Below are 25,063 nucleotides of genomic sequence, written 5' to 3' on the forward strand. Positions count from 1 at the left end.
TGTGCGGGGGGCGAACCCGCCTCCGCACACCTCACCCGTGGAGCGCTGGGCGTTCCTGGAACGCTCAGCGCTCCAGGAACGCGAACAGTTCTTCCCAGCGGCGCACGATCTCCGCCTCGGAGAACCGCTGGACGTTGGCCCGGGCCCGGTCCCCCATCGCGTCCCGCATCCGTGGATTGCCGGTGAGCCGCAGCAGCCGGTCGGCGAGTTCGCCGATGTCCCCGGCGGGCGCGAGCAGCCCGTCCTCACCGTCGCGCACGATCTCCCGCACTCCCGGTGCGCAGTCGAACGCGGCACACGGGACACCGCTCGCCATGGCCTCCATCAGCGCCAGCGGGAATCCCTCGCCTCGCGAGGACTGCACGAAGACGGAGGAGGCCGCGAGCGCGCCGGGAACGTCGTCCGTGCGGCCCTTCCACCCGACCGAGCCGTCCAGGCCCAGGCCCGCGCACTGTGCCCGCAGCTCCGCCTCGTCCTCGCCCGCCCCGTACACGTCCAGACGCCAGTCGGGGCGACGCGGGGCCACCAGCGCCCAGGTGTCCAGGAGCATGTCGATGCCCTTCTGGTCGGTGAGCCTGCCGATGCTCGCCACCGCCTTCTCGCGGCGCGGGGAGGGCACTTCGGGCAGGGCGGCCAGGGCGTTGGGCATGAAGCCGACGTTGTTCATCCCGTCGCCCGCCCAGATGTCGGCGTCCTCCTCGGTCAGGACGAGCCAGTGGTCGAGCCCCGCGTAGTGGTTCTTGATCCAGCGGTAGCGGTGACTCGCACGGGAGTAGTCGTAGGACTCATGGCTCATCCCGATGACCCGTAGTCCGGCGGTGTCCGCCTCGCCGACCCATTCCATCGCCCAGACCTGGCTGACGATCACCACTCCGCCGGGCCGGGCGCCACGGAAGATCTCCGAGAGCCGGCCCACCGCCTGCCGTTTGCGGGCCGCACGGGCCGCCTCGTCGCGCCGGGCCGTGAACCGGAAACGGTCCCGCACCCCCCGGGGGGCCCAGGGGGTCGGCGGATGGGCCGGGTACAGCGGTGTGACGGGGTAGCCCGGCGGTTCGGGCAGGGCCATCCTCAGCTCGGCCGCGTGGATGCCGATGGTGTGGACCCGGTGGCCCTGCTCCAGGAACAGCTGGGCCGTCCGGTGCATCCACGCGGTGACACCCCCGAGTTCGTCCGTGCTGTTCGCGACGATGAAGACATCACGGCTGCGGCTCATCGGCCGACCTCCCCGGTACGCGCGTCGGACACATGGCGGGCGAACACGGTGTCCACGACGGCACGTGCCGCGTCTCCCCGGTCGTAGGCGCCGAACTCCTTCGCGAAGGACCTGCGTTCCGCCTCGAAACCGGTGTCCGCCGCCTTCAGGCGCGCCAGCACACCGAACAGCTCGTCCTCGGTCTCCACCACCGGCCCCGGTGCCTTGGCCCGCAGGTCGAAGTAGCTGCCCCGCTCGGCGGCGTACGCGTCGAGGTCCGGCGCGAAGAGAACGACCGGCCGGTCCAGGAGGGCGTAGTCGAACATGATCGACGAGTAGTCGGTGACCAGTACGTCGGCGAGCGCCAGCAGCTCGCTGACGTCGTGGTGGTCGGAGACGTCCACGACCGTCCCCGGCGGGCACGGAGGCAGACTCGCCGCCTCCAGGTAGTGCGCACGGACCAGCAGCGTGTACTCGTCCCCGAAGCGTTCCGCGAAACGCGCGGCGTCCAGCAGCAGCCGTCGGCGTTTGCGCTTCCCCGGACCGCCCCGGAACGTCGGCGCGTAGAGCACCACCTTGCGGTGGTCGGGCAGGCCCAGTTCCCCGGCGAGCGCCGGACGCGGCAGCCGTCCCTCCGCCTCGTCCCTGGCACGTGCGGCCACCAGGACGTCGTTGCGCGGATAACCGGTGCGCAGCAGCGCCTTCTCCGGGAGCCGGTAGGCGCGGGCGAGGGTGCGCACATCGTGCTCGGAGCGGACGAGGAAGTGGTCGAAGCGGTGCACCGCATCCTGGAGCCGCTCACGCTGCGGGGCGTTCTGCAGGCGCACCCGGGTCTCGTCGAAGCCCATGCGCTTGTACGCCGATCCGTGCCAGGTCTGCAGGTAGGTGGTGCGGGAGGGCTTGCTCAGGGACTGCGGGAAGCCCTGGTTGTCGACCCAGTACTCGGCCCGGGCCAGCGCCCACAGATACCGCCACGACCAGCGGCGTACGAGCCGTGCGCCGTCCGGGAAGCCGTCCGTGGAGCTCTCGTACGACCAGACGCAGCGCAGCGGAAGCCCTCTGCCGCGGACCTCCTCGTGAATGGCCCGGGGGCTGTCGCCGTAACACGTGCCCATGTGGCTCTCGAAGACCACGGACCCCTTGCGTACGGGCAGCCGAAGGAACCAGGAGTGGTAGACGGAGACCTTCAGCCCCCGGGCGTGCAGCCGGTCGCGGCGCCTGCCCAGGGCGCGCGTCAGGAGCCTCGCCCTGCGTGCGGGGCGGAAGTGGGTCGCGTAGTGGACCAGTCGCCGCACCGTGCGGGCGGGGCGTCGGCGGGCTTCGAGCCGGAGCGCCAGGTGGTCCTTGAGCGTGACATAGGGCTGCCAGGTGTCCCCGGCTGCCCGGCCGAGGCGGGGCAGGGCGGGAGAGCGGTCCGCCGGGCCCACGAGGTCGTGGGCTGCGAACAGGTCGCTGACCGAGCGCACCGGGCCGTCCTCCAGCACCATCCTGGCGTCCCACACGGTGTCGCGGGCCCCGAGGGGGCGCAGGATCCGGGTGAGGTCGGCGCGGGTCCGCCAGCTGATTCCGGTGGCGTCGCGCCGGAGTTCGTCGACCGGCAGGCCGAACGTGCGGGAGCCGTCCCGTACCCGGAACTCGAGCCGGGCGCTCGGAGAGTCCCCCGGGCCCGTGTGCGCGGGCAGGACGAGGCGGCCCTCGAGGAGGACCCGGCCGCCCCCGGTCTCGTACCGGGTGAGTCTGTTCATCAGCTTCAGCTCACCGAACGTACGGTGCTGGTGGCCGAGTTCGGTGACGTCCAGTGCGGGATCCCGCTCCTCGCCCTGCCAGTACACCCGCCCGTCGTCCCCCGCGGTGAGCGGTGCGGCCACCGTGCCCCGCCTGCGCAGCGCGTACGCCGCCGCCAGCACCCCGTCCGCGTCACCGCGCTCCAGCAGCCGGACACCCACGCGTTCGACGGGCGCCAGGGTGAGCAGGGCGGGTTCGGGTACGCACTCCGGCAGGACTCTGGCCGCCCTCCGGGCGATCCGGTCGCGCTCGGCGGCGGGCAGCTCCGGGAACAACCGCACCAGCGGCACGAGACGGTCGGTCAAAAAGGCCCGCTCGCGCTGCTCGCACAGCTCGGTGAGCCCCTGGGCCACCAGCACGTGGCACACACGCCGGTGGGCCTCGACGAGTCCTGCGAGTCCCGGGCCGCGGTCGGGTAATGCCTGCCCGGAGACGATCCGGCGGCGCACCAGCGCGATCCGGCCGACCACCGCCGCCGCCAGGGGGCCGAACATGATCTCGCTGTGGGTGAGGTCCTCGTCGTAGCGCAGCCCGTGCCGCTCCCGGGCCTCGCGGCGCAGGCAGAAGCCCGTCACGAGCGCGTCGTGCACGGAGAGTTCGGGGGCGTCGGTGAATCGGGCGAGAGTCCGCGAGCGGGCGAACAGCGTCTGCTGCCAGGCCGGTTCCTGTTCCTTCACCCCGTCCCCGGTCAGCCGGCTCCAGCACCCGGCGACCAGGTCGGCGCGGGTGCGCGTGCCGGCCTCCAGGAGGGCGCGGCAGGCGTGCCGCTGGAGGCGTTCGCCGCCGCCGAGCACGAGGACGTAGGTGCCCCGGGCCGCGTCCAGGCCGGTGTTGCGCAGAGCGGCGGTGGAGCGGGCCGGCGGCTCGGCGACGAGGAGACGGACCCGGTCCGGGGAGAGCCCGGTGAGGGATTCGGCCGCCGCGCGGACGGTGGCGTCGCCGTCCGCGGGCAGGACGACGAGAACCTCGACGGAACGGAGGCTCTGGTCGAGCACGGACTCCACGGACGCACGCAGGGCCGCGGCGTCCGTGGAGTCCGCGGCAGCGGTGACCACACAGCTGAAGTCGGGGGCGTTCACGCCTGCGCCCCCTTCAGCATCAGGTCCACGACCTGCGCCGCCGCCGTACCGTCGTCGAGATCGCAGAACGACTCACGGAACCGGGCGTACGCGTCACGGTGGCCGGCGATCGCACCCTCCGGGTCGCGCAGGGCATCGACGACACCGGCCGAGGTGGGGATCAGCGGGCCGGGGGCCCTGGCCTCGAAGTCGAAGCAGAAGCCGCGCAGGGTGTCGCGGTAGTGCTCCAGGTCGTAGGTGTGGAAGAGCATCGGCCGGCCGGTCTGCGCGAAGTCGAACATCAGGGACGAGTAGTCCGTGACCAGGACATCGCTGATCAGCATCAGTCCGGCGACGTCCGGATAGCGCGACACATCGCGGACGAAGTCGCTCTCCGGGACGCTCCCGCCGACCATGTAGTGGCGGCGCAGCAGCAGGACGTGGTCGTCACCGAGTGCCTTCTGTGCCTGTTCCAGGTCCAGTTGGAGATCGAGGCCGTACCGGCCGCTCCGTCTGGGCCCGTCCTCGCGCCACGTGGGGGCGTACAGGACGACGCGCCTGCCCTCGGGTACACCGAGCGACTCCCGTACGGAGGCCGCGACCTTCTCCCGGTCGGGGGCGTACAGCAGGTCGTTGCGCGGGTAGCCGCACTCCAGTACCTCACCGGTGTGGCCGAAGGCACGGCGCAGGACCGGGGTGGAGAAGCTGTTCGGGGACACGAGGACACTCCACTGGGCGGCCCGCCGCGGCAGGGACGCCATGTACGCGGTGTCCGCGCAGGAGCTGCCTGCCAAGTCCTGGCCGATGCGCTTGAGGGGGGTGCCGTGCCAGGTCTGCACGACGAACTGGCCCTCGGCCCGTTCGAACCACTCCGGCAGCTGTGTGTTGGTGACGATCCAGCGGCTGCGGGCCAGTGCCTCGTACCACTCGGCGCTGTACAGGGTCACGGCGCGGACCCCGGGGGGCACGGCGGCCTGCTGGTCGCGGACCACCCAGAGGTGCTCGGCACCGGTGGCGCGCCGCGCCAGCTCCTCGTGCACGGCACGCGGCGAGTCCGAGTACTGGCGCCCGTCGAAGCTGGAGTACAGCACGGCCGGACGCAGGTCCCCTCCGCGCGCGGCTGCGTAGCGCTCGCGCAGCCGGCGCTGCCCGTAGGCGCCCCGGTCCCGGACATCCAGGGCGCTCCCGGACCGCAGTGCGAGCCGGTCGTGCGAGAGGCGCTCCACGGTGAAGGCGCGCCCCCCGGACTCCCGGTGCATCGGCAGACCGGCGTGGAGCTGGGGTGCCACACGCAGCGGCAGGTAGTTCTCCGGGTCCCTCTCGCCCTGCTCGCGCAGGAAGGGGTGCCAACGGCCCTCGGCGAGCGGGAGGGTGCCCCAGGTTCCCTCGACGGCCGCGGGAGAGAGCACCGCACGGAATCCGGCGTCCACACGCTCCACGGCGAAGGCGGCCTCCTCCTGGTGACCGCTGTGGCGCAGGCACAGCTCCGCCCGGCGGCCCGCGGCCACCGGGAGACTCCCCTCGACGACGAGACCGTCGCCGTCCGTCCACGACAGGCGTACGGCGACGGCCTGCACGGTCCGGTCGGTGAGGACCAGGTCGCCGGAGGGGTTGGCCGCGGCATACAGTTCACGGCCCCCGGCCAGCGGATACCGGCCGGCTTCGGTCTCCGGGCGGGCGGCCACCGTCAGCCGGCCTCCCCCTCCGACCAGTTGGACACCCCAGTCGCCGTCGGAGCCCCGGAAGGCGTCGAGCGGCACCTCGGCGAAGACGGTGTCCGGGCCCGCCCCCTCCTCGCTGAGCACCAGGGGGAACTCCCGGGTCTCCTTCGTGCGCCACTCCTGGATCCGCAGGGCGGTCGGCGCCCCGCCCCTGAGAAGCCGTACCGCGATCCGGACACCGTCGCCGTCGACCGTCGCCCGGTGGCCGGCGAGGACGGCGCCGATCCGCTCGGCCCGCAGCTCCAGCTTGTTCCCGGAGAGCACGGGGACGATCCGGGTGCGCTCGTCGACGTACCGCACCGCCGGTGCCGCCGGATTGCCGAGCAGCCGCATCGGCCCCCGGCGCGGCCGTCCCCCGCCGACGACGACGGACTCCAGCTTCCAGACCGTCCGGGTGCCCCGGCCCGTCCCTCGGGCGGCGAGCCGGCGAGGGTCGACGACGGTCTCGAATCCGGACCGTTCGTAGTGGTGCAGCGACCGCCCCGATCCCGCCGCCGCCTCGTCCGTCGCCGTCGTACGCATCCGGAGCGGAATCAGCCGTCTGCCCGACCTGAGCCAGCCGGCCCCGGCCGACTTCCCCGGGGCGTTGCGGACGTACGCGTACCCCTTGAGGTGCAGCTGCCCGTCCCGCCACACGGCCTCGGTGAGATGCGCGTGCACGGGGAGGTCCGCGCCGGTGAGCGCGGTGACGCGGCGCGGGAGAGTTCCCTCGACGCCCGGGTACTGGGCCCTCGGGCGCAGCAGGCCACGGACGTGGAAGGTGTCCCGGTCGCGTGACTCATGGCCGAGGAGCGCGAGCAGCTCCGTCATCCTGCGTTCCCGGATCAGCTGCCACTTGACCCGCAGATGCAGGGGCAGCGCGTCCAGGACGGCCTGTTCGACGGTGTCGGCGAAGGCGTTCGCGTGCGTGAGGAAGGCCTCCCGGAAGGCGGCGTCGCCGTCCGGGAGCGCCTCGATGAACAGCCACAGATCGCCGGAGAGCACGTGCTCGTGGTAGCGGCGCCGGGCTTCCGTCATGCCGCGGTCGGCGAGGAACCGGCTCACGGTGGAGACCGCGGTGACCCGGTCGCGGATGCCCCTGGCCACCGCGCGCCGGGTGGTGATCGAACCGTCGCGGTCCCGCCAGTGGTAGACGGGCTCCTCGACGACGTCAACGGAGCGGGCCAGGAAGTACGCGGGGAGGACCACCGCGATGTCCTCGTACAGGACTCCGGCCGGGAAGGCGAAGGAGTGCAGGTCCCAGAACGACCTGCGGAACACCTTGTTGCAGGCGATGCGGTCGCCGAGCAGGATCCAGTCCCGGGTGACGTGCGTGGCCCTGCGTGCCCTCTCCATCGGCTTGCGGAACATCGGGGACTGTTCGAGCGCGCCGTTCGCACGCAGCCTGAGCACGTTCCCCGTGGCGAAGTCCGAGCCGGAACTGTCGAGTTCACCGAGCATCCGCTCGTAGGCGCCGGGCGGGACGATGTCGTCGCTGTCGACGAACGCCAGGAACTCCGCGTCCGGGTGCGCCTGTCCGGCCCCGGCGTTGCGCGCGGCGCCGAGCCCGGCGTTCTCCTGCCTGATCAGCCGGAACCGCGAGTCCCTCCTGGAGAACTCCAGTGCCACACCGGCACTGTTGTCGGTCGAACCGTCGTCGACCATGACCACCTCGAGATCGGTCATGGTCTGTTCGGCCAGCGAGTCCAGGCAGGCTCCGAGGTACTCCTCGACGTTGTAGAGCGGGACGACGACGGTGAGACGGGGTGCCATGCGCTGCGCACGATCCTTCCGGGCGGACAACCTCAACTGGTCTTCTGCAACAGGTCTTCTGCTTAACGAACGAGCCCCGTGCCGGGGAGGCACGGGGCTCGCGTGTACCGGCGGACCGCTCAGGGCTTGACGGCGATCCGGCCCTCGTCCATGCGCAGCAGCAGCAGCTGTGCGCCGGTCTCGTCCAGGAACTCGTCGACGGCCTGGCGCGAACCCTGCCAGTAACCGTAGTCGTCGATCAGGAGCACCCCGCCACTCACCAGACGCGAGTAGAGGTGCTCCAGCTCGTGCTTGGTCGAGGCGTACCAGTCGGTGTCCAGCCGGAGGATCGAGATCTGCCCGGGCGCCTGCTCCGGGACGGTGTCCTCGACCTTGCCCTGCACGTAGTGGACCCGGTCCTTCGGATACGGGACGCTCTCGAACCCCGCCTGTACGTCCTCCAGCGAGGCCACCGCCCAGATCGGCCGGTCCCTGCCCTGGGCGTCCAGGAGCTCCTGGGCCGGCCGGCCGTCACGCCGCAGGTCCTCCGCGGTGGGCGGGGTCATGCCCTCGTACGTGTCGAAGAGGTACAGGTCGCGACCGGTCTCACCGAGCGACAACAGCGTCTTGGCGCAGGCCTGCATGGAACCGCCGCGCCAGACACCGCACTCGACGATGTCGCCGGGGATGTCGTGCTTGACGATGTGCCGGGTGGCGAGGACGAAGGCGTTGAGCCGCTCCGGCGAGGTCATCGTGTACGGCTTCACCGCACGGATGATGTCCTTCGCCTCGTCGTCGTAGTCCGCCGGGAACCGGGGCGCGGCCTTGGCTGCCGGCTTCTTCGCCGCCGCGGGCAGTTTCGCCGCGGGCCGGTCCGTCGGGACCGCCGTCCCCGGCTGCCGGTCCGCCGTGCCGCCCGTCGTCGGTGCCGGGGCGGAGCGGGGAGCGGGCACGGCCGCGCGACTGAGCTGGTACCCGGTGAGTTGCTGAAGGACGCCGTTGACGGCGTTGCGCCAAGCCATGCCGCCGGAGGGTACGCGCGTTTTGCGGCTCATGTCATCTTTCGTCAACCTGTCGTTGATGTGACGGGCCGGCTCTCCGGGCGCCCGCACCGCTCACGCCCGTCCAGCGGACGCGGCAGCGGCACCCGGTCCACTCCACCGACCCGGTTGGCCCACCACACGGCCGTCTCCCGCACGGCGAACATCGCCAGCCGGTTCCTCAGCCGGGCCACCGGCCGGGGATGACCCTGCGGCCTTCGGAAGACGCCGACGGAGTCGCCCCAGTAGGCGGCCTTCGTGTCGATGGACCCGTAGTCGTGCCAGATGCCCTTCGTGGGCGGGAAGTCCGTATACGCCTCGCAGAGTTCGAGGCGCGAGTGCGCGGCCATCGCACGGAACCCGTCGGGGTAGTAGCGCCAGCAGTCCTGCGCATCGTGGGCGTGCCCGCGCGAGGGGGCGGTGATGAAGGCGTAGCCGCCGGGCTTCAGCACCCGCGCGATCTCCAGCATCGACACCCAGAAGAACGGAATGTGCTCGAACGCCTGGCCGGACAGGACGACATCGGCACTGCGTGACTTGGCGGGGATCCGGTAGGGCCGCCCCATCACGGCGTCGACGTTGGGCCCGTCGAGCACGTCGACACCGAAGTAGTCGATGTCATGGCCCGCCAGCAGCCCCCGGTGCGTACGGGTCTGCTTGCCGGAGATCCGCGAACCGAGGTCGACCACGCGGTGCCTGCGGGACTTGGGCAGATACTCCTGGATGCAGAGTTCCATCTGCTCGTAGGCGGACCTGTGCATGGCCTTCTCCCAACGTTGCGGTGTGCGCGCGCTGTTGGACACAACGACGCAGGGGCACGCAGGGGCACGGAGGGATCGCCTCCTGCGGGTGAGTGCGGGGTTCACTCCGGGACGGCGGGGAAAACCCGCCGCACCACGCGTTCCGCCGCGTGCCCGTCGTCGTACGGGCAGAACCGGCTGCGGAACGCGGCACGCAGCACGGCCGCGTCCGGAGACCGCCACTCCCCGCCGAGGAGCAGCTCCCGCAGCTCGTCCTCCGTGGTGGCGACGGCCCCCGGGGCGTCGCCGGGGCGGCCGGAAAACAGATCGACGTACGTGCCGCGTGCGGCACGGTAGGCGGCCCAGTCCGGCGCGTAGGTGATGATCGGGCGGTCCAGGCAGGCGTAGTCGAACATCAGGGACGAGTAGTCGGTGATCAGCCCGTCGGAGGCCAGGAAGAGCTCCTCGACCCGCGGGTGTCCGGTGACGTCGACGACCCGCTCCCCCACGACCGGTCCGGCCGCGCGCCCGTAGAAGTAGTGGGCCCGCACCAGCACCACGTACTCCGGCCCCAGAGCGCGGGCGAGGCGCTCCAGGTCGAGGCGGGGGACGAAGCCCTTCCGGTAGTCGCGGTGGGTCGGCGCGTACAGCAGGACGGTCCGGCCGGGGGCGATGCCGAGACCGGCCCGGATCTCCTCGGTCCGCTCCCGGGTGGCCGTGAAGAGGATGTCGTTGCGCGGATAGCCGAGCGGCAGGTGCTCGTACGAGGAGGGGTAGACCCGGTCCCAGACCTCGGTGGTGTGCGGGTTGGACGACAGGCTGAAGTCCCACTGGTCGGTGTGGGCCACGATCCGCTCGAAGCTGACACCGCCGGTGAGGGCGGGATACGGGCGCTGGTCCAGGCCCATGGTCTTCAGCGGCGTCCCGTGGTGGGTCTGCAGGTAGATCTGGCCGGGGCGTTTGGTGAAGCCCCCGGGGAAGCTGGAGTTGTTGACGAGGTACGTGGCGGTGGCCATGGTCCGCCAGTAGGCGCGGGAGCCCTCGATCACGTACGGCACCCCGGGCGGCATCCGGTCGCGGTGGCGGGAGGAGACGACCCAGACCCCGCGGATGTGCGGGACGAGTTCACGGGCCTTGGCGTAGATCGCGGCCGGATTGCAGGCGACGCCCCGGTTCCAGTAGGCCCCGTACACGGCGAGGCCGGGGTCCAGCGGCCGCCTCAGGTCCAGTCGGTAGACGGCCCGCATCACGCGGGCGCGCAGCGACTTCCTGCCCGCGCGCAGGGCGGCTCGCGCCCGCGTGCGCCGGGCCAGGACGGCTCCCCTGGCGCGGTGTGCGGCGTACCGGCCGGGGAGCCCCGCGGCGCGGAAGAAATCCGCGCGGTCGGCGGGGGCGATCCGGCCGGGGTCGTCGAGCACCGCTCTCAGGTACGCGGTGCGGGCGGCCCGGATCCGGGGGTCGCCGCCGGTCTCGGCGACCAGATGCCCGTACACGTCGATGACGGCGAAGTGCGCGCGGCCGGGTGTCGTGGCGAACGTGCCGGTGCGGCGCAGGTGGTGGCGCACACAGACCCGGTCGAGTGCGGCGAGGGTGCCCGCGTCGGAGGCGAGGAGGGCCGCACGGTGGACGGGCACGACGTCGTCGTACGGCCCCTCGGTGAAGCGCAGCCCGTGGGCGGTCCAGAACGCGCGGCGGAAGAGCTGCTTGCGGGCCGCGGTAAGAGCGTCTCCCGGCAGGACCTCGCCCCACCAGTCGACGCGGTCGTGGCCGAGGCTCAGTACGTCCGGCCGGTCCGCCGCCACCCGTTCCGCGATCTCCGCCAGCGCGCCCGGAAGCAGCAGGGCGTCCCCGTCGAGGAACAGCAGGTAGGTTCCGCGCGCCTCGGCGGCCCCGGCGTTGCGGGCGGCGCCCAGACCACCGGGACCGCCCGGGCCCCCCGGAGCGCCGAGGTCTCCGGGAGCGGCCGGCGCTCCGGGACCGTCCCTGTGCAGCACGCGCACCCGGGAGTCCCGATCGGCGAACTCCTGTGCGATGGCCAGGCCGCCGTCCGGCGGGCCGGTATCGACGGCGATCAGCTCCCAGTCCCGTAACGACTGGGCGATCACGGACTCCAGGGCCGCCCTCAGGTACCCCTGAACGCGGTGGACGGGCACGACAACACTGAGGAGCATGGCAGCCGAGCGTAGTGCGGACCCCGCACCCCCCGGGACGAACATTCACCCGTTCGGGTTAGCGCCGGTGACCCGGGGCGCTCACCCGGGTTGAGCCGTACATGAAGCCACTCCTCAGCGTCGTCGTCCCCGTGCACAACGTCGAGGAGTACCTGGAGGAGTGCCTCGCCTCCCTGGCCGGCCAGTCCCTCGACGCGCTCGAAGTGGTGCTCGTCGACGACGGCTCGACGGACGGCAGCCGCCGGATCGCGGAGGACTTCGCCCGCCGGGACGCGCGCTTCCGCTGCGTCCACCAGCCCAACGCGGGACTGAGCGCCGCCCGCAACACGGGGGTCGCCCGCACCACCCCCGGCGTCCCCTACCTGGCGTTCGCCGACAGCGACGACATCGTCGTGCACGACGCGTACGAACGGATGGTGGCGTCCCTGGAGTCGACCGGCTCCGACCTGGCGACGGGCAACGTGTGGCGGCTGAACGAGCAGGGAAGGCAACAGGCCTGGCAGTACCGGTGGCTGACCGCCGACCACCCCCGTACCCACATCACCCGCGACGCCCGGCTGCTGTCCGACCGGGTCGCCTGGAACAAGGTGTTCCGGCGCTCCTTCTGGGACCGGCACGCTTTCGCCTTCCCCGTGGGAAAGCTCTACGAGGACACCCCCGTGATGATCCCGGCGCACTACCTCGCCGGATCGGTGGACGTGCTGCGCGAACACGTCTACTACTGGCGGGTGCGGGAGGGGTCGATCACCCGGCGGCGTACGGACGTGAAGGGCGTACGGGACCGGATCGAGGCCTGTGAACAGGTCAGCGCGTTCCTGGCGGACCGCGACCCCGTGCAGCAGCGGCGGTACGACGCGTCCTGTCTGCGCGACGACTTCGTGTACTTCCTGGAGGGGCTCACCATGGGCGGCCCCGCCTACCGCGCGGCGTTCATGGCCGGCGCGGGCGCCTTCCTCGACCGTGCGGACAGCGCCGTGCCGGCCGGGCTGCCGGCCGAGGCCCGCATCAGGTGGCAGCTGGTGCGCGAGCGCAGGCTGGACGAACTGCTGGCCGTCCTCGCCTTCGAACGGACCAACGGAGTGGGGACGTTCGCGGTGAAGGGCCTGCCGGGGCGGCGCCGGGCGACGCACCCGGAGGTCTCCGGCGGCAAGGGCGCCGGGGCACGGCTGGGCCGGGGCGATCTCCCCGTGGTGGCGCGGCTGGTGGGGGCCGCCTGGGGTGAGGACGGGAAGCTGACACTCCGCGGGTACGCGTACATCCGCAACCTCCCGGCGGAGTCGGCCCGGCACTCGCTGAAGGCGGGAGTGCTCCGTACGGCCGGAAGCAGGCGGCTGCGGGCCGTGCCCGTACGCACGGTCCGGATGCCCGGGGCGACCGCCGACTCCGGTCAGGAGCTGCACTGCTACGACTACGCGGGCTTCGACATGGTCCTGGACCCGGAGCGGCTGGGACCGGGCAGCCGGCTGGTGGGTGTGGTGGTGGCCGGACACGGCGTCGTGCGGCGGGCGGCCCTGCGCGCGGTGGACGCCGCCTCCGCACAACCGCTCGTCCACGACCTGGAGGGCGGGCGGCGGGCGGTGCTCGGCTACCGGGACGGCAGGCTCGAACTGACCGTCACGCAGCTGCCCGCCCTGGCCCTCACGCACGACGGCGGGCGCGACACCCTGGAGTTGACCGGCCTGCTGCACGGGACCGCCCGCCCTACCGCCCTGGTACTGACCCGGGACGGAGCGGCCGAGCACAGCGTCCCCGTGCGGCACGGCGACGACGGCCGGTTCACCGTACGGATCCCCCTCGCACGGCTGGCCGCCGAGCCGGCCGGTGCGCACCGCGCCCCCCGTGAGGTGACCCAGGAGCCGGGCACCCGGTGGCGCGCCGCCCTCGTGACCGGCGGCGTCCACGTCCCGCTCGCCGCTGCCCCGGACCTGCCGCCACCGGCCCTCGCGGACGCGGCGGGCCACCTGGTGGTCGATGTGGCCGGCCACCCGCTCGTGGACCACGCGGAGCCCGCGCCCGGCGGCGGGCTGCTCATCGAGGGGTTCCCCCACACCCCGGGGGAGCTCGTCCTGCGGCACAGCACCCTGGGCGGGACGGTGGCCGTCCCCGCCGAACGGCGGGGGGACAGGTTCGCCGCGCTGCTCCCCCGCCCGCCCCGCGAGGGCGACTGGGAGGTACACCTGGACGGCAGGCCCGTACGCGTGGGGGCAGCGCTCGCCGCCCGGCTACCGGTCCACGCCGCCGGGCCGACGGCCGGGTCCGCCCCCGGCTTCCGGCTCGACCGCCGTCACGGCGACCGGCTGACCGTGCACGCGGAACCTGCGCTCGGAGAGTCCGAGCGGGGGGCGTACCGCCAGGGCCGACTGCGTACGGCGCACTATCCGGCGCAGCGCGGGATGCCGCTCCGGGACGCCGTCCTGTACGCCGGCGGTGACTCCCCGCGCGCCGTGCACGCCGAGCTCGTCCGCCGGTGCACCGATGTCGAGCACCTGTGGGTCACCGACGGATCCGCCGCGGGCGAGGACCGGGTACCTCCCACCGCCGCTCCCGTCGTGGAGCACGGCACCGCCTGGTACGAGGCGCTGGCGCGGGCCCGCCGGATCGTCACCGACGGTCCGCTGCCCGCCTGGTTCGAGCGCCGTCCGGAGCAGACGGTCGTGCAGACCTGGCACGGCACCCCGCTGGGCCGGTTCGGCCTGGACCTGGCCGACACCCTGTACGCCGACCACCAGGACCTCGCCTCACTGCCGCACCGCTCCGCCCAGTGGTCGGTCCTGGTCTCCCCCAGCCGCTTCGCCACCCCGCACCTGCGGCGCGCCCTGGCCTACGGCGGGGAGGTCCTGGAGGCGGGTTCACCCGCCAATGACCTGCTGTTCGCGGCGGGGCGGGACAAGACCGCCGAACGGGTACGCCGGCAGCTCGGCATCCCGGAGGGCGACCGCGTCGTGCTGTACGCCCCGACGTACCGCGACCATCTCGCCCACGCCCCGGGCAGCCTGCCGGCCGGTTCGCCCCGGCTGTACCGCTGGGAGCCCGCACTGGACCTGCCGGCGCTGGTGGGGGAGCTCGACGGTCGCACCACGGTCCTCGTCAGCAGGCATCCGCGGGTGACGGGCAGCCTGCCGGCCGACCCGGCGCTGCGCGACGTCTCCACGCACCTCCGCACCGCGGAGCTGCTGCTGATCGCCGATGTCCTGGTCACGGACTACGCGGGCCTGGTGTTCGACTTCGCACTCACCGGCCGCCCGGTGCTCTTCCACACCTACGACCTGGAGCACTACCGGGACACCGTGCGCGGCTTCTGTCTGGACTTCGAGGCCCGTGCGCCGGGCCCCCTGCTCGTCACCACGAACGAGGTGGCACGGGCCCTGCGGGCCACCCCGGCGACGGCAGCCCTGCACGCGGACGCGCGGGAGAGCTTCCGGCGGGAACACTGCGACCTCGACGACGGCGGGGCGGCGGGCCGGGTCGCGGACCGCCTGCTCGGCGACGGCGCCTGAGCACGGCCGGCCGTCCCGGCGGCCCTCTCAGGCTTTGAGCGCCCGGACCGCCGATGCCGCGAGGTCGTCGAGATACCCCTTGGGCAGATCACCGCGGACCACGACGAGGCGCCAGTAGAGCGGCCCGACGATCAGGTCCAGGGCCCGGTCCGGATCGCTGCCCTCGGGCAGTTCGCCCCGGGCCACGGCCGCGCGTACGACGACGGCGGCCACCCCCTGCTGCTGATCCAGCAGGGCGGCCTTGATGGCGTCCGAGATCTCCGGGCTGCGCGCCGCCTCGACCAGCAGGTCCGGGATCACCTGCGAGGCGACGGGGTGGCGCAGGGCGTACGCGGCGAGTTCGAGCACGGCGCGCACGTCCCCGTACAGCGAACCGGTCGCCGGTGCCGGCATCCCCTGGGCGGCGACGGCCGCGACCAGGTCCAGGACGAGGTGGAGCTTGGACTTCCAGCGGCGGTAGACGGCGGTCTTGCCGACGCCCGCGCGGCGGGCGATGCCCTCGATGGACATCCGCGCGAAACCCACCGCGGCGAGCTCCTCGAAGACGGCACCGCGGATGGCGTCGGTCACGTCCTCGCGCAGCACGGCGGCGCCTGCCGGGGTGCGGCGCCTGGTTCCCCGTTCGGTGGTCATGGACCGCATGATAGTCCGTAACGACGAAACGGTTGCGTTGCGACGTACAAACGTCCTAGTGTCAGCGTTGCGACGATACGGTGCCGTCCCATCCGACGAGCCCGCTCGCCCTGTTCCTCCTGCCTCCGTCGAAAGCGATCGTGGTGAGCCAGACAGCAGCACCGCCGGCCCCGGTGGACCCCGCTCCTCCCGCCCTCCTCCCCGTCCACGAACCCGGCGAGCTGGCCGCGCTCGCCGCCCGGCACGGGCTGACCGTCAGCGGGGCCCGGCCCTCCCTCGTGGAGTACGTCCGGCAGCTCTGGGGGCGCAGGCACTTCATCACCGCGTTCGCCACCGCCAAGCTGACCGCTCAGTACAGCCAGGCGAAGCTCGGCCAGATCTGGCAGATCATGACCCCGCTGCTGAACGCGACGGTCTACTACTTCATCTTCGGCGTCCTGATGAACACCAAGCACGGAGTCCCCGACTACGTGCCCTTCCTCGTCACCGGCGTCTTCATCTGGACCTTCACCGCCAGCTCGATCACGGCGGGCACCCGGGCCATCAGCGGCAACACCGGACTCGTGCGCGCCCTGCACTTCCCCCGTGCCTCCCTGCCGATCGCCCTGGCCATCCAGCAGCTCCAGCAGCTGCTGTTCTCGCTGGGCGCGCTCTTCATGATCCTTCTCGTGTTCGGCCAGTACCCGAGGCCGTCCTGGCTGCTGGCCGTCCCGGCTCTCGCCCTGCAGGCCCTGTTCAACACGGGGATCTCCATGGTCATGGCACGGCTGGCCGCCAAGACTCCCGACATCGCCCAGCTGACGCCCTTCGTCCTGCGGACGTGGATGTACGCGTCGGGCGTGATGTGGAGCCTCGACACCCTGCTGACGGGCGACCGGGTCCCGCAGTTCGTCCTGCTGGCCCTCGAGTGCAATCCCGCCGCCGTCTACATCGACCTGATGCGGTACGCGCTCATCGACAGCTTCACCGGGGCCCAGCTGCCCCCGCACGTGTGGGCCGTCGCGACGGGCTGGGCGCTCGTCTGCGGGATCGGCGGTTTCGTGTACTTCTGGAAGGCCGAGGAGCGGTACGGACGTGGCTGACACCCCCGACACGGACACGCGTGTCCCCACCGTCGTCGTCGACGACGTCCACATCACCTACACGGTCAACGGTGCCCGCACCGGGAAGGGCAGCGCCACCTCCGCCCTGAACCGGATCGTGTCGCGCGGGCAGCCGCGCGGCGCCCGCCAGGTGCACGCCGTGAAGGGCGTCAGCTTCGCCGCGTACAGGGGTGAGGCCATCGGCCTGATCGGTTCCAACGGATCCGGCAAGTCGACGCTCCTCAAGGCCATCGCCGGTCTGCTGCCCCCGACGAAGGGCCGGGTCCACACCCAGGGCCAGCCGTCGCTCCTCGGCGTGAACGCCGCCCTGATGAGTGACCTGACCGGTGAGCGCAACGTCGTGCTCGGCGGGCTGGCCATGGGTATGACGCGCGAACAGATCCGCGAGCGCTACCAGGACATCGTCGACTTCTCCGGCATCAACGAGAAAGGCGACTTCATCACCCTGCCGATGCGGACGTACTCCTCCGGCATGGGCGCCCGGCTGCGCTTCTCGATCGCGGCCGCCAAGAGCCACGACGTCCTCCTGATCGACGAGGCCCTGTCCACGGGCGACGCGAAGTTCCAGCGGCGCAGCAAGGACCGGATCCTCGAGCTCCGCAAGGAGGCCGGCACGGTCTTCCTCGTCAGCCACAGCAACCGTTCGATCACCGACACCTGCGACCGGGCGCTCTGGCTGGAGGCGGGCACGCTGCGGATGGACGGCCCGGCCAAGGACGTCGTGGCGGAGTACGAGAAGTTCACCGCCCCCGCGAAGTCCAAGAAATGACACGACCGCCGGACGGGCCCATCGGCCCGTCCGGCGGTCGCGGTCGTGGCGGCCGACGGCCGCCCCCGCTCACGCGTGCGTACGCAGCAGCGTCCTCATCGTCCGCATGGCCACGGACAGGTTCGCCAGGTCGAAGGAGTCCGAGCCCTGGATCTCCTCCAGGGTGGACCGCGAACGCGTCAGGATCGCCACGTTCTTCTCCTCCCAGGCCGTGAACCGCTGCTCGGGCGTCGACGTCCCGTTGCCGACGGACAGCACGTCCGACGTCAGCGCGGCGTGCGCCGCGTACAGGTCCTCGCGGATGGAGGCGCGGGCCATGGACTGCCACCGGTCGGCGCGCGGCAGTTCGATGATCCGGTCCATCAGCTGAGTGATGCCCAGCCGGTCCGCGAGGTCGTAGTAGACCTCGGCCACCGACAGCGCGTCCTTGCCCGTACGGTCCGAGATCGCCACGATGTCCAGCGCCGGGAAGGCCGAGGAGAACCCGGCCACCCGCACCGCCAGCTCCTCGGGGACCCCCACCGAGGTGAGCTCCTCGAGGATCGACCGGTACCACTCGAGGTCGGCGCCCTTGAGCAGCTTGGGCAGCTCGTTCCAGACCTGCCCGACACCGTCGCGGAAGAACTCGACGGTCTGCGCGATCTCGACCGGCTGCGGCCGGTTGCCGAGCAGCCAGCGCGCACCGCGCTCGACGAGCCGACGGGAGTGCAGACGGATCCGGGTCTGCACATCGGCGGCCACCTGGTTGTCGAGCGCCTCGACGGCGTCCCACACCTGGGAGAGGCCGAAGATCTCACGGGCGGCGAACTGCGCCCGCACGATCTCCTCCAACGACGCCCCGGTCTCCTCCCGGAGCCGGTGCAGGAACGTCGAACCCGCGGTGTTCACGGTGTCGTTGACCAGCACCGTCGTGATGATCTCGCGACGCAGCGCGTGCCCGTCGACAGCCTCCGGGAAGCGTTCGCTCAGCTGCTCGGGGAAGTAGGCGTGCACCAGCTTCTGCAGGTGCGGGTCGTCCGGCAGGCTGGTGGAGATCAGCTCGTCGGCTGCCGTGATCTTGGTGTACGCGATCAGCACGGCGAGCTCGGGCTGGCTCAGGCCCTTGCCGTGGTTGAGCAGTTCGCGGATCTGCCGGTCGTTCGGCAGGAACTCCAGCGCCCTGTCCAGATGCCCGTCGCGGCCGAGCCTGCGCATGAAGCGCTGCTGTGCGTGCAGCAGCGACGGTGCCTGGGCACTGGCGTTGGAGAGGGCGATGTTCTGCGCGTAGTTGTTACGCAGGACCAGCCGGCCGACCTCGTCGGTCATCTCGGCGAGCAGCTTGTTGCGCTGCTTGACGGTCATGTCGCCGTCCCGGACCAGGCCGTTGAGCAGGATCTTGATGTTCACCTCGTGGTCGGAGGTGTCCACACCGGCGCTGTTGTCGATCGCGTCGGTGTTGATCCGGCCGCCGGCCCGGGCGAACTCGATGCGGCCGAGCTGCGTGGCCCCGAGGTTGCCGCCCTCGCCGACGACCCGGGCGCGCAGGTCCTCGCCGTTGACCCGGATCGCGTCGTTGGCCTTGTCGCCGACATCGGCGTTCGACTCGGCGGACGACTTGATGTACGTGCCGATGCCGCCGTTCCACACGAGGTCGACCGACGCCTTGAGGATGTTCTGCATCAGCTCGGCGGGCGTCATCTTGGCGACCTTCGACTCGATGCCGAGAGCCTCACGGATGTGCGCGTTGATCGGGATCGACTTGGCGGTACGCGGGTGGATCCCGCCGCCCGCGGAGAGCAGGTCCTTGTTGTAGTCGGCCCAGGAGCTGCGCGGCAGGTCGAAGAGCCGGCGCCGCTCGGCGTACGAGGTGGCGGCGTCCGGGTTCGGGTCGATGATGATGTGGCGGTGGTCGAAGGCGGCGACCAGCCGGATGTGCTCGGAGAGCAGCATGCCGTTGCCGAACACGTCACCGGACATGTCGCCGACGCCGACGACGGTGAAGTCCTCGGTCTGGGTGTCGTGGCCCAGCTCGCGGAAGTGCCGCTCGACGGACTCCCAGGCACCGCGGGCCGTGATGCCCATGCCCTTGTGGTCGTAGCCGGCGGAGCCGCCCGAGGCGAAGGCGTCACCGAGCCAGAAGCCGTACGCGACGGCGACGTCGTTGGCGATGTCGGAGAACTTCGCGGTCCCCTTGTCGGCGGCGACGACGAGGTAGGTGTCGTCCTCGTCGTGGCGTACGACATCGGCGGGCGCCACGACCTCGCCCATCACCATGTTGTCGGTGATGTCGAGCAGCGCCGAGATGAACGTCTTGTAGGAGGCGATGCCCTCCGCCATCCAGGCGTCACGGTCGACGGCCGGGTCCGGGAGCTGCTTGGCGACGAAGCCGCCCTTGGCGCCGACCGGCACGATCACGGTGTTCTTGACCATCTGCGCCTTGACCAGGCCGAGGATCTCCGTACGGAAGTCCTCCCGCCGGTCCGACCAGCGCAGACCACCGCGGGCGACCTTGCCGAAGCGCAGGTGGACACCCTCGACACGAGGCGAGTACACCCAGATCTCGAACGCCGGGCGGGGCGCGGGAAGGTCCGGGATGGCCTGCGGGTCGAACTTCATCGAGATGTAGTCGTGCGGCTCGTGGTCGTCGGCCAGCTGGAAGAAGTTCGTCCGCAGCGTGGCCTTGATGACGGTGAGGAAGGAGCGCAGGATCCGGTCCTCGTCGAGCGAGGCGACCTGGTCCAGGGCCCCGTCCAGTTCCTCCAGCAGCCCGTCGATCAGCTCCGTGCCGGCCTTCTGGCGGCTCGGCGACATCCGCGCCTCGAAGAGTGAGATCAGCAGCCGGGTGGTGTGGACGTTGTTGTGGAGGGTGTCCTCCATGTAGTCCTGGCTGAAGGTCGAACCCGCCTGGCGCAGGTACTTCGCGTAGGCACGCAGCACCATCGCCTGACGCCAGTCCAGCCCGGCGCCCAGCACGAGGGAGTTGAAGCCGTCGTTCTCCGCCCTGCCGGTCCAGACGGCGGCGAAGGCCTCCTGGAAACGCTCCCGTGCGTCGTCGGCGAGGTAACCGCCGTTGCCGGCGGCCTTGGGCATGCGCAGGCCGAAGTCGTAGACCCAGGCGTGCGTACGGTCCGCACAGCGCAGCTCGTACGGACGTTCGTCGACGACCTCGACGCCGAGCCGCTGGAGCGCGGGGAGCACGGCGGAGAGGGAGACCTGCTCGCCGGTGCGGTAGATCTTGAAGCGGCGCTCGCCGGGGCCGACACCGACCGGCTCGTACAGGCTGAGCGCGAAGTCCTTCCGCTCGCTCTTGAGCGCTTCGAGGTGGACCAGGTCGGCCACGGCGGCGCGCGGCGAGTGGTCGGCCTTGTAGCCCTCGGGGAAGGAGTGCCCGTAGCGGCGCATCAGCTCCGCTGCGCGTTCCTCGCCGCACTCGGCGTTGAGCGCCTCCTGGAAGCCGTCGGCCCAGGAGCGGGCGGCCTCGACGAGTCGGGCCTCGATGCGGTCCGCGTCCGCGTCGGTGAGGTGCTGCAGCTCGGTGCCCGGCGGGACCCGGACGACGAAGTGCAGCCGGGAGAGGATCGACTCCGTGTTCCAGGCGGTGAAGTCGACGTTGGTGCCGCCCAGTTCCTCCTTGAGGATGTCGATCAGCCGGAGCCGCACACCGGTGGTGTACCGGTCGCGCGGCAGATAGACGAGCGCGGAGTAGTAGCGCCCGTACTCGTCCTGGCGCAGGTACAGCCGCAGCCTGCGGCGTTCCTGGAGGTAGAGCACGGAGGTGACGATGGAGCGCAGCTGGTCGACGGGCGTCTGGAAGAGCTCGTCGCGCGGGTACGTCTCCAGGATCTGCAGGAGGTCGCGGCCGTCGTGGCTGTGGGGCGTGAAGCCCGCGCCCTCGAGCACCTCGGCGACCTTGCGGCGCACGACCGGCACCCGGCGTACGGACTCGGTGTACGCGGCGGACGAGAACAGTCCGAGGAAGCGCCGCTCACCGATGACGTTGCCGTCGGCGTCGAACTTCTTCACCCCGACGTAGTCGAGGTAGCTGGGGCGGTGGACGGTCGCGCGGCTGTTGGCCTTCGTCAGGACCAGCAGCTTGTGCTCACGGGCCTTCGCACGGGCATCGGCGGGCAGCCGGTCGAAGGAGGGGCTCACCGGGTGCGCCTCGTCCTCGCTGTGCTGCGGGTCGGAGCGCAGGATGCCGAGTCCGGTGCCGGCGACGACGGTCAGCGCGTCGCTGTCCCTGAGCTCGTACTCGCGGTAGCCGAGGAAGGTGAAATGGTCGGCGGCGAGCCACCGCAGCAGCTCGCGGGCCTCCTCGACCTCTTCGTCACCGAGTTCGTCGAGGGGCTCGGCGGGGAGCTCGTCGGCGATCCGCAGAGCGGCGTCGCGCATCTTCTCCCAGTCCTCGACGGTCTCCCGCACGTCGGACAGGACACGGAGCAGATCGGCGGTGATCTGCTTCAGGTCGGCGCGGTCGGTCTCCCGGTCGATCTCGACGTGGATCCACGACTCGACGAGCGCGTCGTGCGGCAGTTCGGCCTCGGCGTCCTTGCGGCCCTTGCCCCTCTTCACACCGGTGGCCCGGTGCCTGTCGTCGGCGAGGACCTCGATGAGCTTGCCCGTGAGGTCGCGGCGGACGACGACCTGCGGATGGATCACAAGGTGGATGCCCCGGCCCTGCCGGGACAGCTCGTTGGTGACCGAGTCGACCAGGAACGGCATGTCGTCGGTGACGACCTCGACGACGGAGTGGCTGGACGTCCAGCCGTTCTCCTCGACCGTCGGGGTGTGAACCCGGACGTTCGCGGTGCCCTGCGGGCGGTTCTCCGCGAGGCGGTAGTGGGAAGAGGCAGCCCCGAAGAGATCGACCGGGTCGCGGCCGGTGACGTCCTCCGGAGCGGTGTGCAGGTAGTAGCGCTGGAGGTAGGCGAGCAGCATGTCCTGGCCCGGCCGCTCACTCTGATCGGCCCCGCTGCCGGCCTCGGCAAGGCGCACCCGCGGGGTACCCCCCGGGCCGCCGACACCACCGCCCGGACTGTTGTCAGCTACCCGGGCCGCCCGTGCGAGCAGCTCGGCCTTGGCTTCGTCCAGCTTGGTCTGCATGTCCTCTGGCTCCTGTCGCGCGCCGTTGCGTGACGTAGGTGAGAAAGGGCGACGTACCGCCACGACACGGGATTTCCGGTCTCGGTCGACGCTATGCCGCCATGGGAGATACCCGGGACCGTATTGGCCATTTTCGGCAGTCGGCCCGGGGTGCGGAGATCGCGGATCGCCCGGGTGCTGTAGCACTCCGGGCGCAGGCCGGGGGCTTCGCTGCCCCCGAGGCGTATCGCGCTGATCACGGCACCAGGCTATCCCCCCGGCACCCACAACCGTCATGAGCCGCATATGTACAAAATACGAACCCGAACTTTGACACTCTGGACATCGCGCGGGGGCGTTCCGGTACGTATCGGCCGACGCGGCATGCCCTGCCCGCCGGATCCCGCAGGCCCCGAGGGCCCGCCGGTCCCTGTCAGACCCCCATCAGTTCGGCCAGGGCGACCGCCTCGGCCAGGGTGTCCACCACCGGCACCCCCGCCGCCTCCAGGCTGCTACGGCTGTGCGAACCACCGGTGTAGAGCACGGCACGCGCCCCGACATGGGCCGCTGCCACGGCATCGTCCACCGCGTCCCCGATGACCACCGCGCGCTCGGGCGATATCCGGGAGATCTCCGCCAGGGCCGCGAAGTGCCGCTCCATGTGCTGCGCCTTGCTTCCGCCGGACGGCCCGGTGCGGCCGTCGACGCGCACGAAGTGGCTCTCGATGCCGTAGCCCCGCACCACCGGCACCAACTGCTCGTGGCCGTACATGCTGAGCAGCGACTGGCTGTGGCCCGCCCGCCGCCACTGCGCCAGCAGTTCCTCGACTCCCTCGGTCAGCGCGCAGGCGACCCGCTGTTCGGCGTAGTGGCGGTGGAAGATGCCGTCCATGCGGTCCCACTCGGCCTCGGTGGGCAGCCGGCCCAGCAGGCGCTCGTAGAACTTGGGAATCGGCACGCAGTACGTCTCGCGGTACTGCTCCAGGGTGATCGGCGCCAGGTCGATCTCGGCAAAGGCGGCATTCGTCGCCCCGATGACCGCGTGGATGTCGTCGAGCAGTGTGCCGTTCCAGTCCCAGACCAGATGAGTGTGTTGCGTACCCGGAGTCGCCATGGAAAGAAAAATACTCGCCGGGTACGACATTCAGCCGATCAGGCCGGGGATCTCCTGGATCCCGAACCACAGCAGCTCATGGTCCTCCGCACCGTCCACCGTGAACTGCGCGTCGTCGTCACCGAGGTCCGCCGCCCCCAGGGCGGCCGCCGCCGCCGCGACGTCCTTCTCGGCGTCATCGGCGTCCACATGCACGGCGGCGGCCTTGGACAGGGCCACGGGGTCCGTGATGCGCACCTCTCCGAGCGATGCCGCGTCCAGGATGTGATCCGGGTCGGCGACCGCCGCCCCGTCCGCCACGTCGAGCGCGACGACCACCCGGCGCCGGGACTCGTCCGGCTTCCCGGCGATCATCCGCAGGGACGCGGAGGCGGCCCGGTTGAGCGCCGCGTACTCCAGCTCCTCGATGTCGTCCGAGACGTACCACTCGCGCAGCCCGGGAGTCACCGCATAGGCGGTCAGCGGTCCGGGACCGACCTCGCCCGCCCCGTGTGCCGCTGCGAGACCGGAGAGGGTCAGAGGGACGTACACACGCATGGCTGACCGCTTCCGTAGTCGACGACGTCCTCAGGATACGTGGGAGGTCCCCCATCGGGGTTCGCGAGCCACCCCCTCCTGTCCACCCCGCAACGGCCGTCACCCCCGCCGGTCCCCTTGCGGCACGGGGCCCGCCACCCGGATAGGTGATCTCTCCGGCGGCCCGTTCCGCGCAGGACGCGGGTTGCGGGCCGGGGGGCCGCCCCCGTAGAAGGGTCCCCAACAGAAGTTACCGCCCGGTATCACTCGGTATGCGACCGGGCTCCGGACAGCACGGGGGCTACGACCATGAGCACGGACAAGACCAGGCCCGCCGGACGACGCGACCGGTCCAGGCCGGGCACCGTACCGCCGCAGCGGGCACCCCACCGGCCACGGCAGCCACTGCGCCCGCACCAGTGGTTCGCCGAACGCCTGCTCGCCGTCCTCAGCGGCCAGCGCCCGGTGCACTGGATGCTCGGCCACACGATCGGCGAGGCGTACGACCAGCTGGCCGAACTCGCTCCGGGCGCCCCGCTCGGAGCGGGGAGCAGGCGCCCCGTCGTGCGCACCTGCCACGGCACACAGCCGGCCACCGGCGTCGTCGAGGCCTTCGCCAGCATCGCGACGGGAGAACAGGTGCGCGCCATGGCCTTCCGCCTGGAACGGGGCCCCGACCTCCGCTGGCGCTGCGCCGCGGTGGACCTCGGAGGCGAACGCCTCTCCGCCGTCGGATGACCCGCACCGGATCTCGCCGGCCCGGCGACTGACGCCGCGACGGGCCGCACCGCCCGCCGCCCGCCGCGCGCCGCCCGCCGCCACGACCCGCACCCGGCGCCCTGCGAGGCGGACAGTCCACCGCGGGCCCACCGGGCCGCCACGTGTCCGCGCAGGGCTCCACGGGGCCTCGGCGGCCCGCCACGGCCCCCGCA

14 protein-coding genes are annotated in these 25,063 nt (G+C 71.7%); 4 read left to right on the forward strand and 10 right to left on the reverse strand.

The window, feature by feature from the left end; all coding sequences use genetic code 11:
* Positions 1-64: 64 nt before the first annotated feature.
* From ACFW9O_RS11765 to ACFW9O_RS11790, 6 genes are all read right to left on the reverse strand, one after another.
* Complete coding sequence (locus tag ACFW9O_RS11765; protein ID WP_384607774.1) at positions 65-1,213, reverse strand: glycosyltransferase; 1,149 nt, start codon at positions 1,211-1,213, stop codon at positions 65-67.
* Positions 1,210-4,056, reverse strand: a complete 2,847-nt coding sequence (locus ACFW9O_RS11770) for a CDP-glycerol glycerophosphotransferase family protein (RefSeq protein ID WP_384607777.1) — start codon at positions 4,054-4,056, stop codon at positions 1,210-1,212. Before ACFW9O_RS11770 ends, ACFW9O_RS11765 begins: the two co-directional genes overlap by 4 nt.
* The gene (locus ACFW9O_RS11775; RefSeq protein ID WP_384607780.1) at positions 4,053-7,508 is read right to left on the reverse strand and encodes a CDP-glycerol glycerophosphotransferase family protein; all 3,456 of its coding nucleotides are present in this window, start codon (positions 7,506-7,508) and stop codon (positions 4,053-4,055) included. The genes ACFW9O_RS11770 and ACFW9O_RS11775 overlap by 4 nt, the downstream gene beginning before the upstream one ends.
* A 119-nt stretch (positions 7,509-7,627) precedes the next feature.
* Positions 7,628-8,542 (reverse strand): TylF/MycF/NovP-related O-methyltransferase, encoded by a 915-nt coding sequence (locus tag ACFW9O_RS11780; protein ID WP_384607783.1) that lies wholly within the window; start codon positions 8,540-8,542, stop codon positions 7,628-7,630.
* A gap of 11 nt (positions 8,543-8,553) precedes the next feature.
* A complete protein-coding gene (locus ACFW9O_RS11785; protein ID WP_351176329.1) occupies positions 8,554-9,288 on the reverse strand; it encodes a methyltransferase domain-containing protein in 735 nt (244 codons plus the stop codon).
* A gap of 101 nt (positions 9,289-9,389) precedes the next feature.
* Complete coding sequence (locus ACFW9O_RS11790) at positions 9,390-11,438, reverse strand: CDP-glycerol glycerophosphotransferase family protein (protein ID WP_384607786.1); 2,049 nt, start codon at positions 11,436-11,438, stop codon at positions 9,390-9,392.
* Between the two features lie 101 nt (positions 11,439-11,539).
* On the opposite strand from ACFW9O_RS11790, the gene ACFW9O_RS11795 reads away from it, so the two are divergent.
* Positions 11,540-14,935, forward strand: coding sequence for a CDP-glycerol glycerophosphotransferase family protein (locus ACFW9O_RS11795; protein WP_384607788.1), 3,396 nt, complete (start codon positions 11,540-11,542; stop codon positions 14,933-14,935).
* A 27-nt stretch (positions 14,936-14,962) separates the two neighbouring features.
* Here ACFW9O_RS11795 and ACFW9O_RS11800 read toward each other — a convergent pair whose 3' ends face one another.
* Positions 14,963-15,568, reverse strand: a complete 606-nt coding sequence (locus ACFW9O_RS11800) for a TetR/AcrR family transcriptional regulator (protein WP_351176335.1) — start codon at positions 15,566-15,568, stop codon at positions 14,963-14,965.
* 140 nt (positions 15,569-15,708) lie between these two features.
* On the opposite strand from ACFW9O_RS11800, the gene ACFW9O_RS11805 reads away from it, so the two are divergent.
* Positions 15,709-16,650, forward strand: coding sequence for an ABC transporter permease (locus tag ACFW9O_RS11805; protein ID WP_384607791.1), 942 nt, complete (start codon positions 15,709-15,711; stop codon positions 16,648-16,650).
* Complete coding sequence (locus ACFW9O_RS11810; protein WP_351176339.1) at positions 16,643-17,440, forward strand: ABC transporter ATP-binding protein; 798 nt, start codon at positions 16,643-16,645, stop codon at positions 17,438-17,440. Before ACFW9O_RS11805 ends, ACFW9O_RS11810 begins: the two co-directional genes overlap by 8 nt.
* A gap of 69 nt (positions 17,441-17,509) precedes the next feature.
* On the opposite strand, the gene ACFW9O_RS11815 is transcribed toward ACFW9O_RS11810, so the two are convergent.
* The 3 genes from ACFW9O_RS11815 to ACFW9O_RS11825 form a co-directional block, all read right to left on the reverse strand.
* Positions 17,510-22,522: an NAD-glutamate dehydrogenase gene (locus ACFW9O_RS11815; RefSeq protein WP_384607794.1), complete on the reverse strand. Its 5,013-nt coding sequence runs from the start codon at positions 22,520-22,522 to the stop codon at positions 17,510-17,512.
* A 412-nt stretch (positions 22,523-22,934) separates the two neighbouring features.
* Complete coding sequence (locus ACFW9O_RS11820; protein ID WP_384607796.1) at positions 22,935-23,615, reverse strand: HAD family hydrolase; 681 nt, start codon at positions 23,613-23,615, stop codon at positions 22,935-22,937.
* Positions 23,616-23,645: 30 nt separating this feature from the next.
* Positions 23,646-24,152 (reverse strand): DUF6912 family protein, encoded by a 507-nt coding sequence (locus tag ACFW9O_RS11825; RefSeq protein ID WP_384607798.1) that lies wholly within the window; start codon positions 24,150-24,152, stop codon positions 23,646-23,648.
* A 288-nt stretch (positions 24,153-24,440) separates the two neighbouring features.
* On the opposite strand from ACFW9O_RS11825, the gene ACFW9O_RS11830 reads away from it, so the two are divergent.
* Positions 24,441-24,869, forward strand: coding sequence for an Rv3235 family protein (locus tag ACFW9O_RS11830; protein WP_384607800.1), 429 nt, complete (start codon positions 24,441-24,443; stop codon positions 24,867-24,869).
* The last annotated feature ends 194 nt before the right edge of the window (positions 24,870-25,063 follow it).

Origin of the sequence: Streptomyces sp. NPDC059499, from assembly GCF_042749285.1 — a bacterium.
Taxonomy (GTDB): domain Bacteria; phylum Actinomycetota; class Actinomycetes; order Streptomycetales; family Streptomycetaceae; genus Streptomyces.

Coding starts and splice junctions, on each gene's coding strand:
- ACFW9O_RS11765 (WP_384607774.1), bottom strand. CDS start 1,213: ATGAGCCGCAGCCGTGATGTCTTCATCGTCGCGAACAGCACGGACGAA.
- ACFW9O_RS11775 (WP_384607780.1), bottom strand. CDS start 7,508: ATGGCACCCCGTCTCACCGTCGTCGTCCCGCTCTACAACGTCGAGGAG.
- ACFW9O_RS11780 (WP_384607783.1), bottom strand. CDS start 8,542: ATGAGCCGCAAAACGCGCGTACCCTCCGGCGGCATGGCTTGGCGCAAC.
- ACFW9O_RS11785 (WP_351176329.1), bottom strand. CDS start 9,288: ATGCACAGGTCCGCCTACGAGCAGATGGAACTCTGCATCCAGGAGTAT.
- ACFW9O_RS11790 (WP_384607786.1), bottom strand. CDS start 11,438: ATGCTCCTCAGTGTTGTCGTGCCCGTCCACCGCGTTCAGGGGTACCTG.
- ACFW9O_RS11795 (WP_384607788.1), top strand. CDS start 11,540: ATGAAGCCACTCCTCAGCGTCGTCGTCCCCGTGCACAACGTCGAGGAG.
- ACFW9O_RS11800 (WP_351176335.1), bottom strand. CDS start 15,568: ATGACCACCGAACGGGGAACCAGGCGCCGCACCCCGGCAGGCGCCGCC.
- ACFW9O_RS11815 (WP_384607794.1), bottom strand. CDS start 22,522: ATGCAGACCAAGCTGGACGAAGCCAAGGCCGAGCTGCTCGCACGGGCG.
- ACFW9O_RS11820 (WP_384607796.1), bottom strand. CDS start 23,615: ATGGCGACTCCGGGTACGCAACACACTCATCTGGTCTGGGACTGGAAC.
- ACFW9O_RS11825 (WP_384607798.1), bottom strand. CDS start 24,152: ATGCGTGTGTACGTCCCTCTGACCCTCTCCGGTCTCGCAGCGGCACAC.
- ACFW9O_RS11830 (WP_384607800.1), top strand. CDS start 24,441: ATGAGCACGGACAAGACCAGGCCCGCCGGACGACGCGACCGGTCCAGG.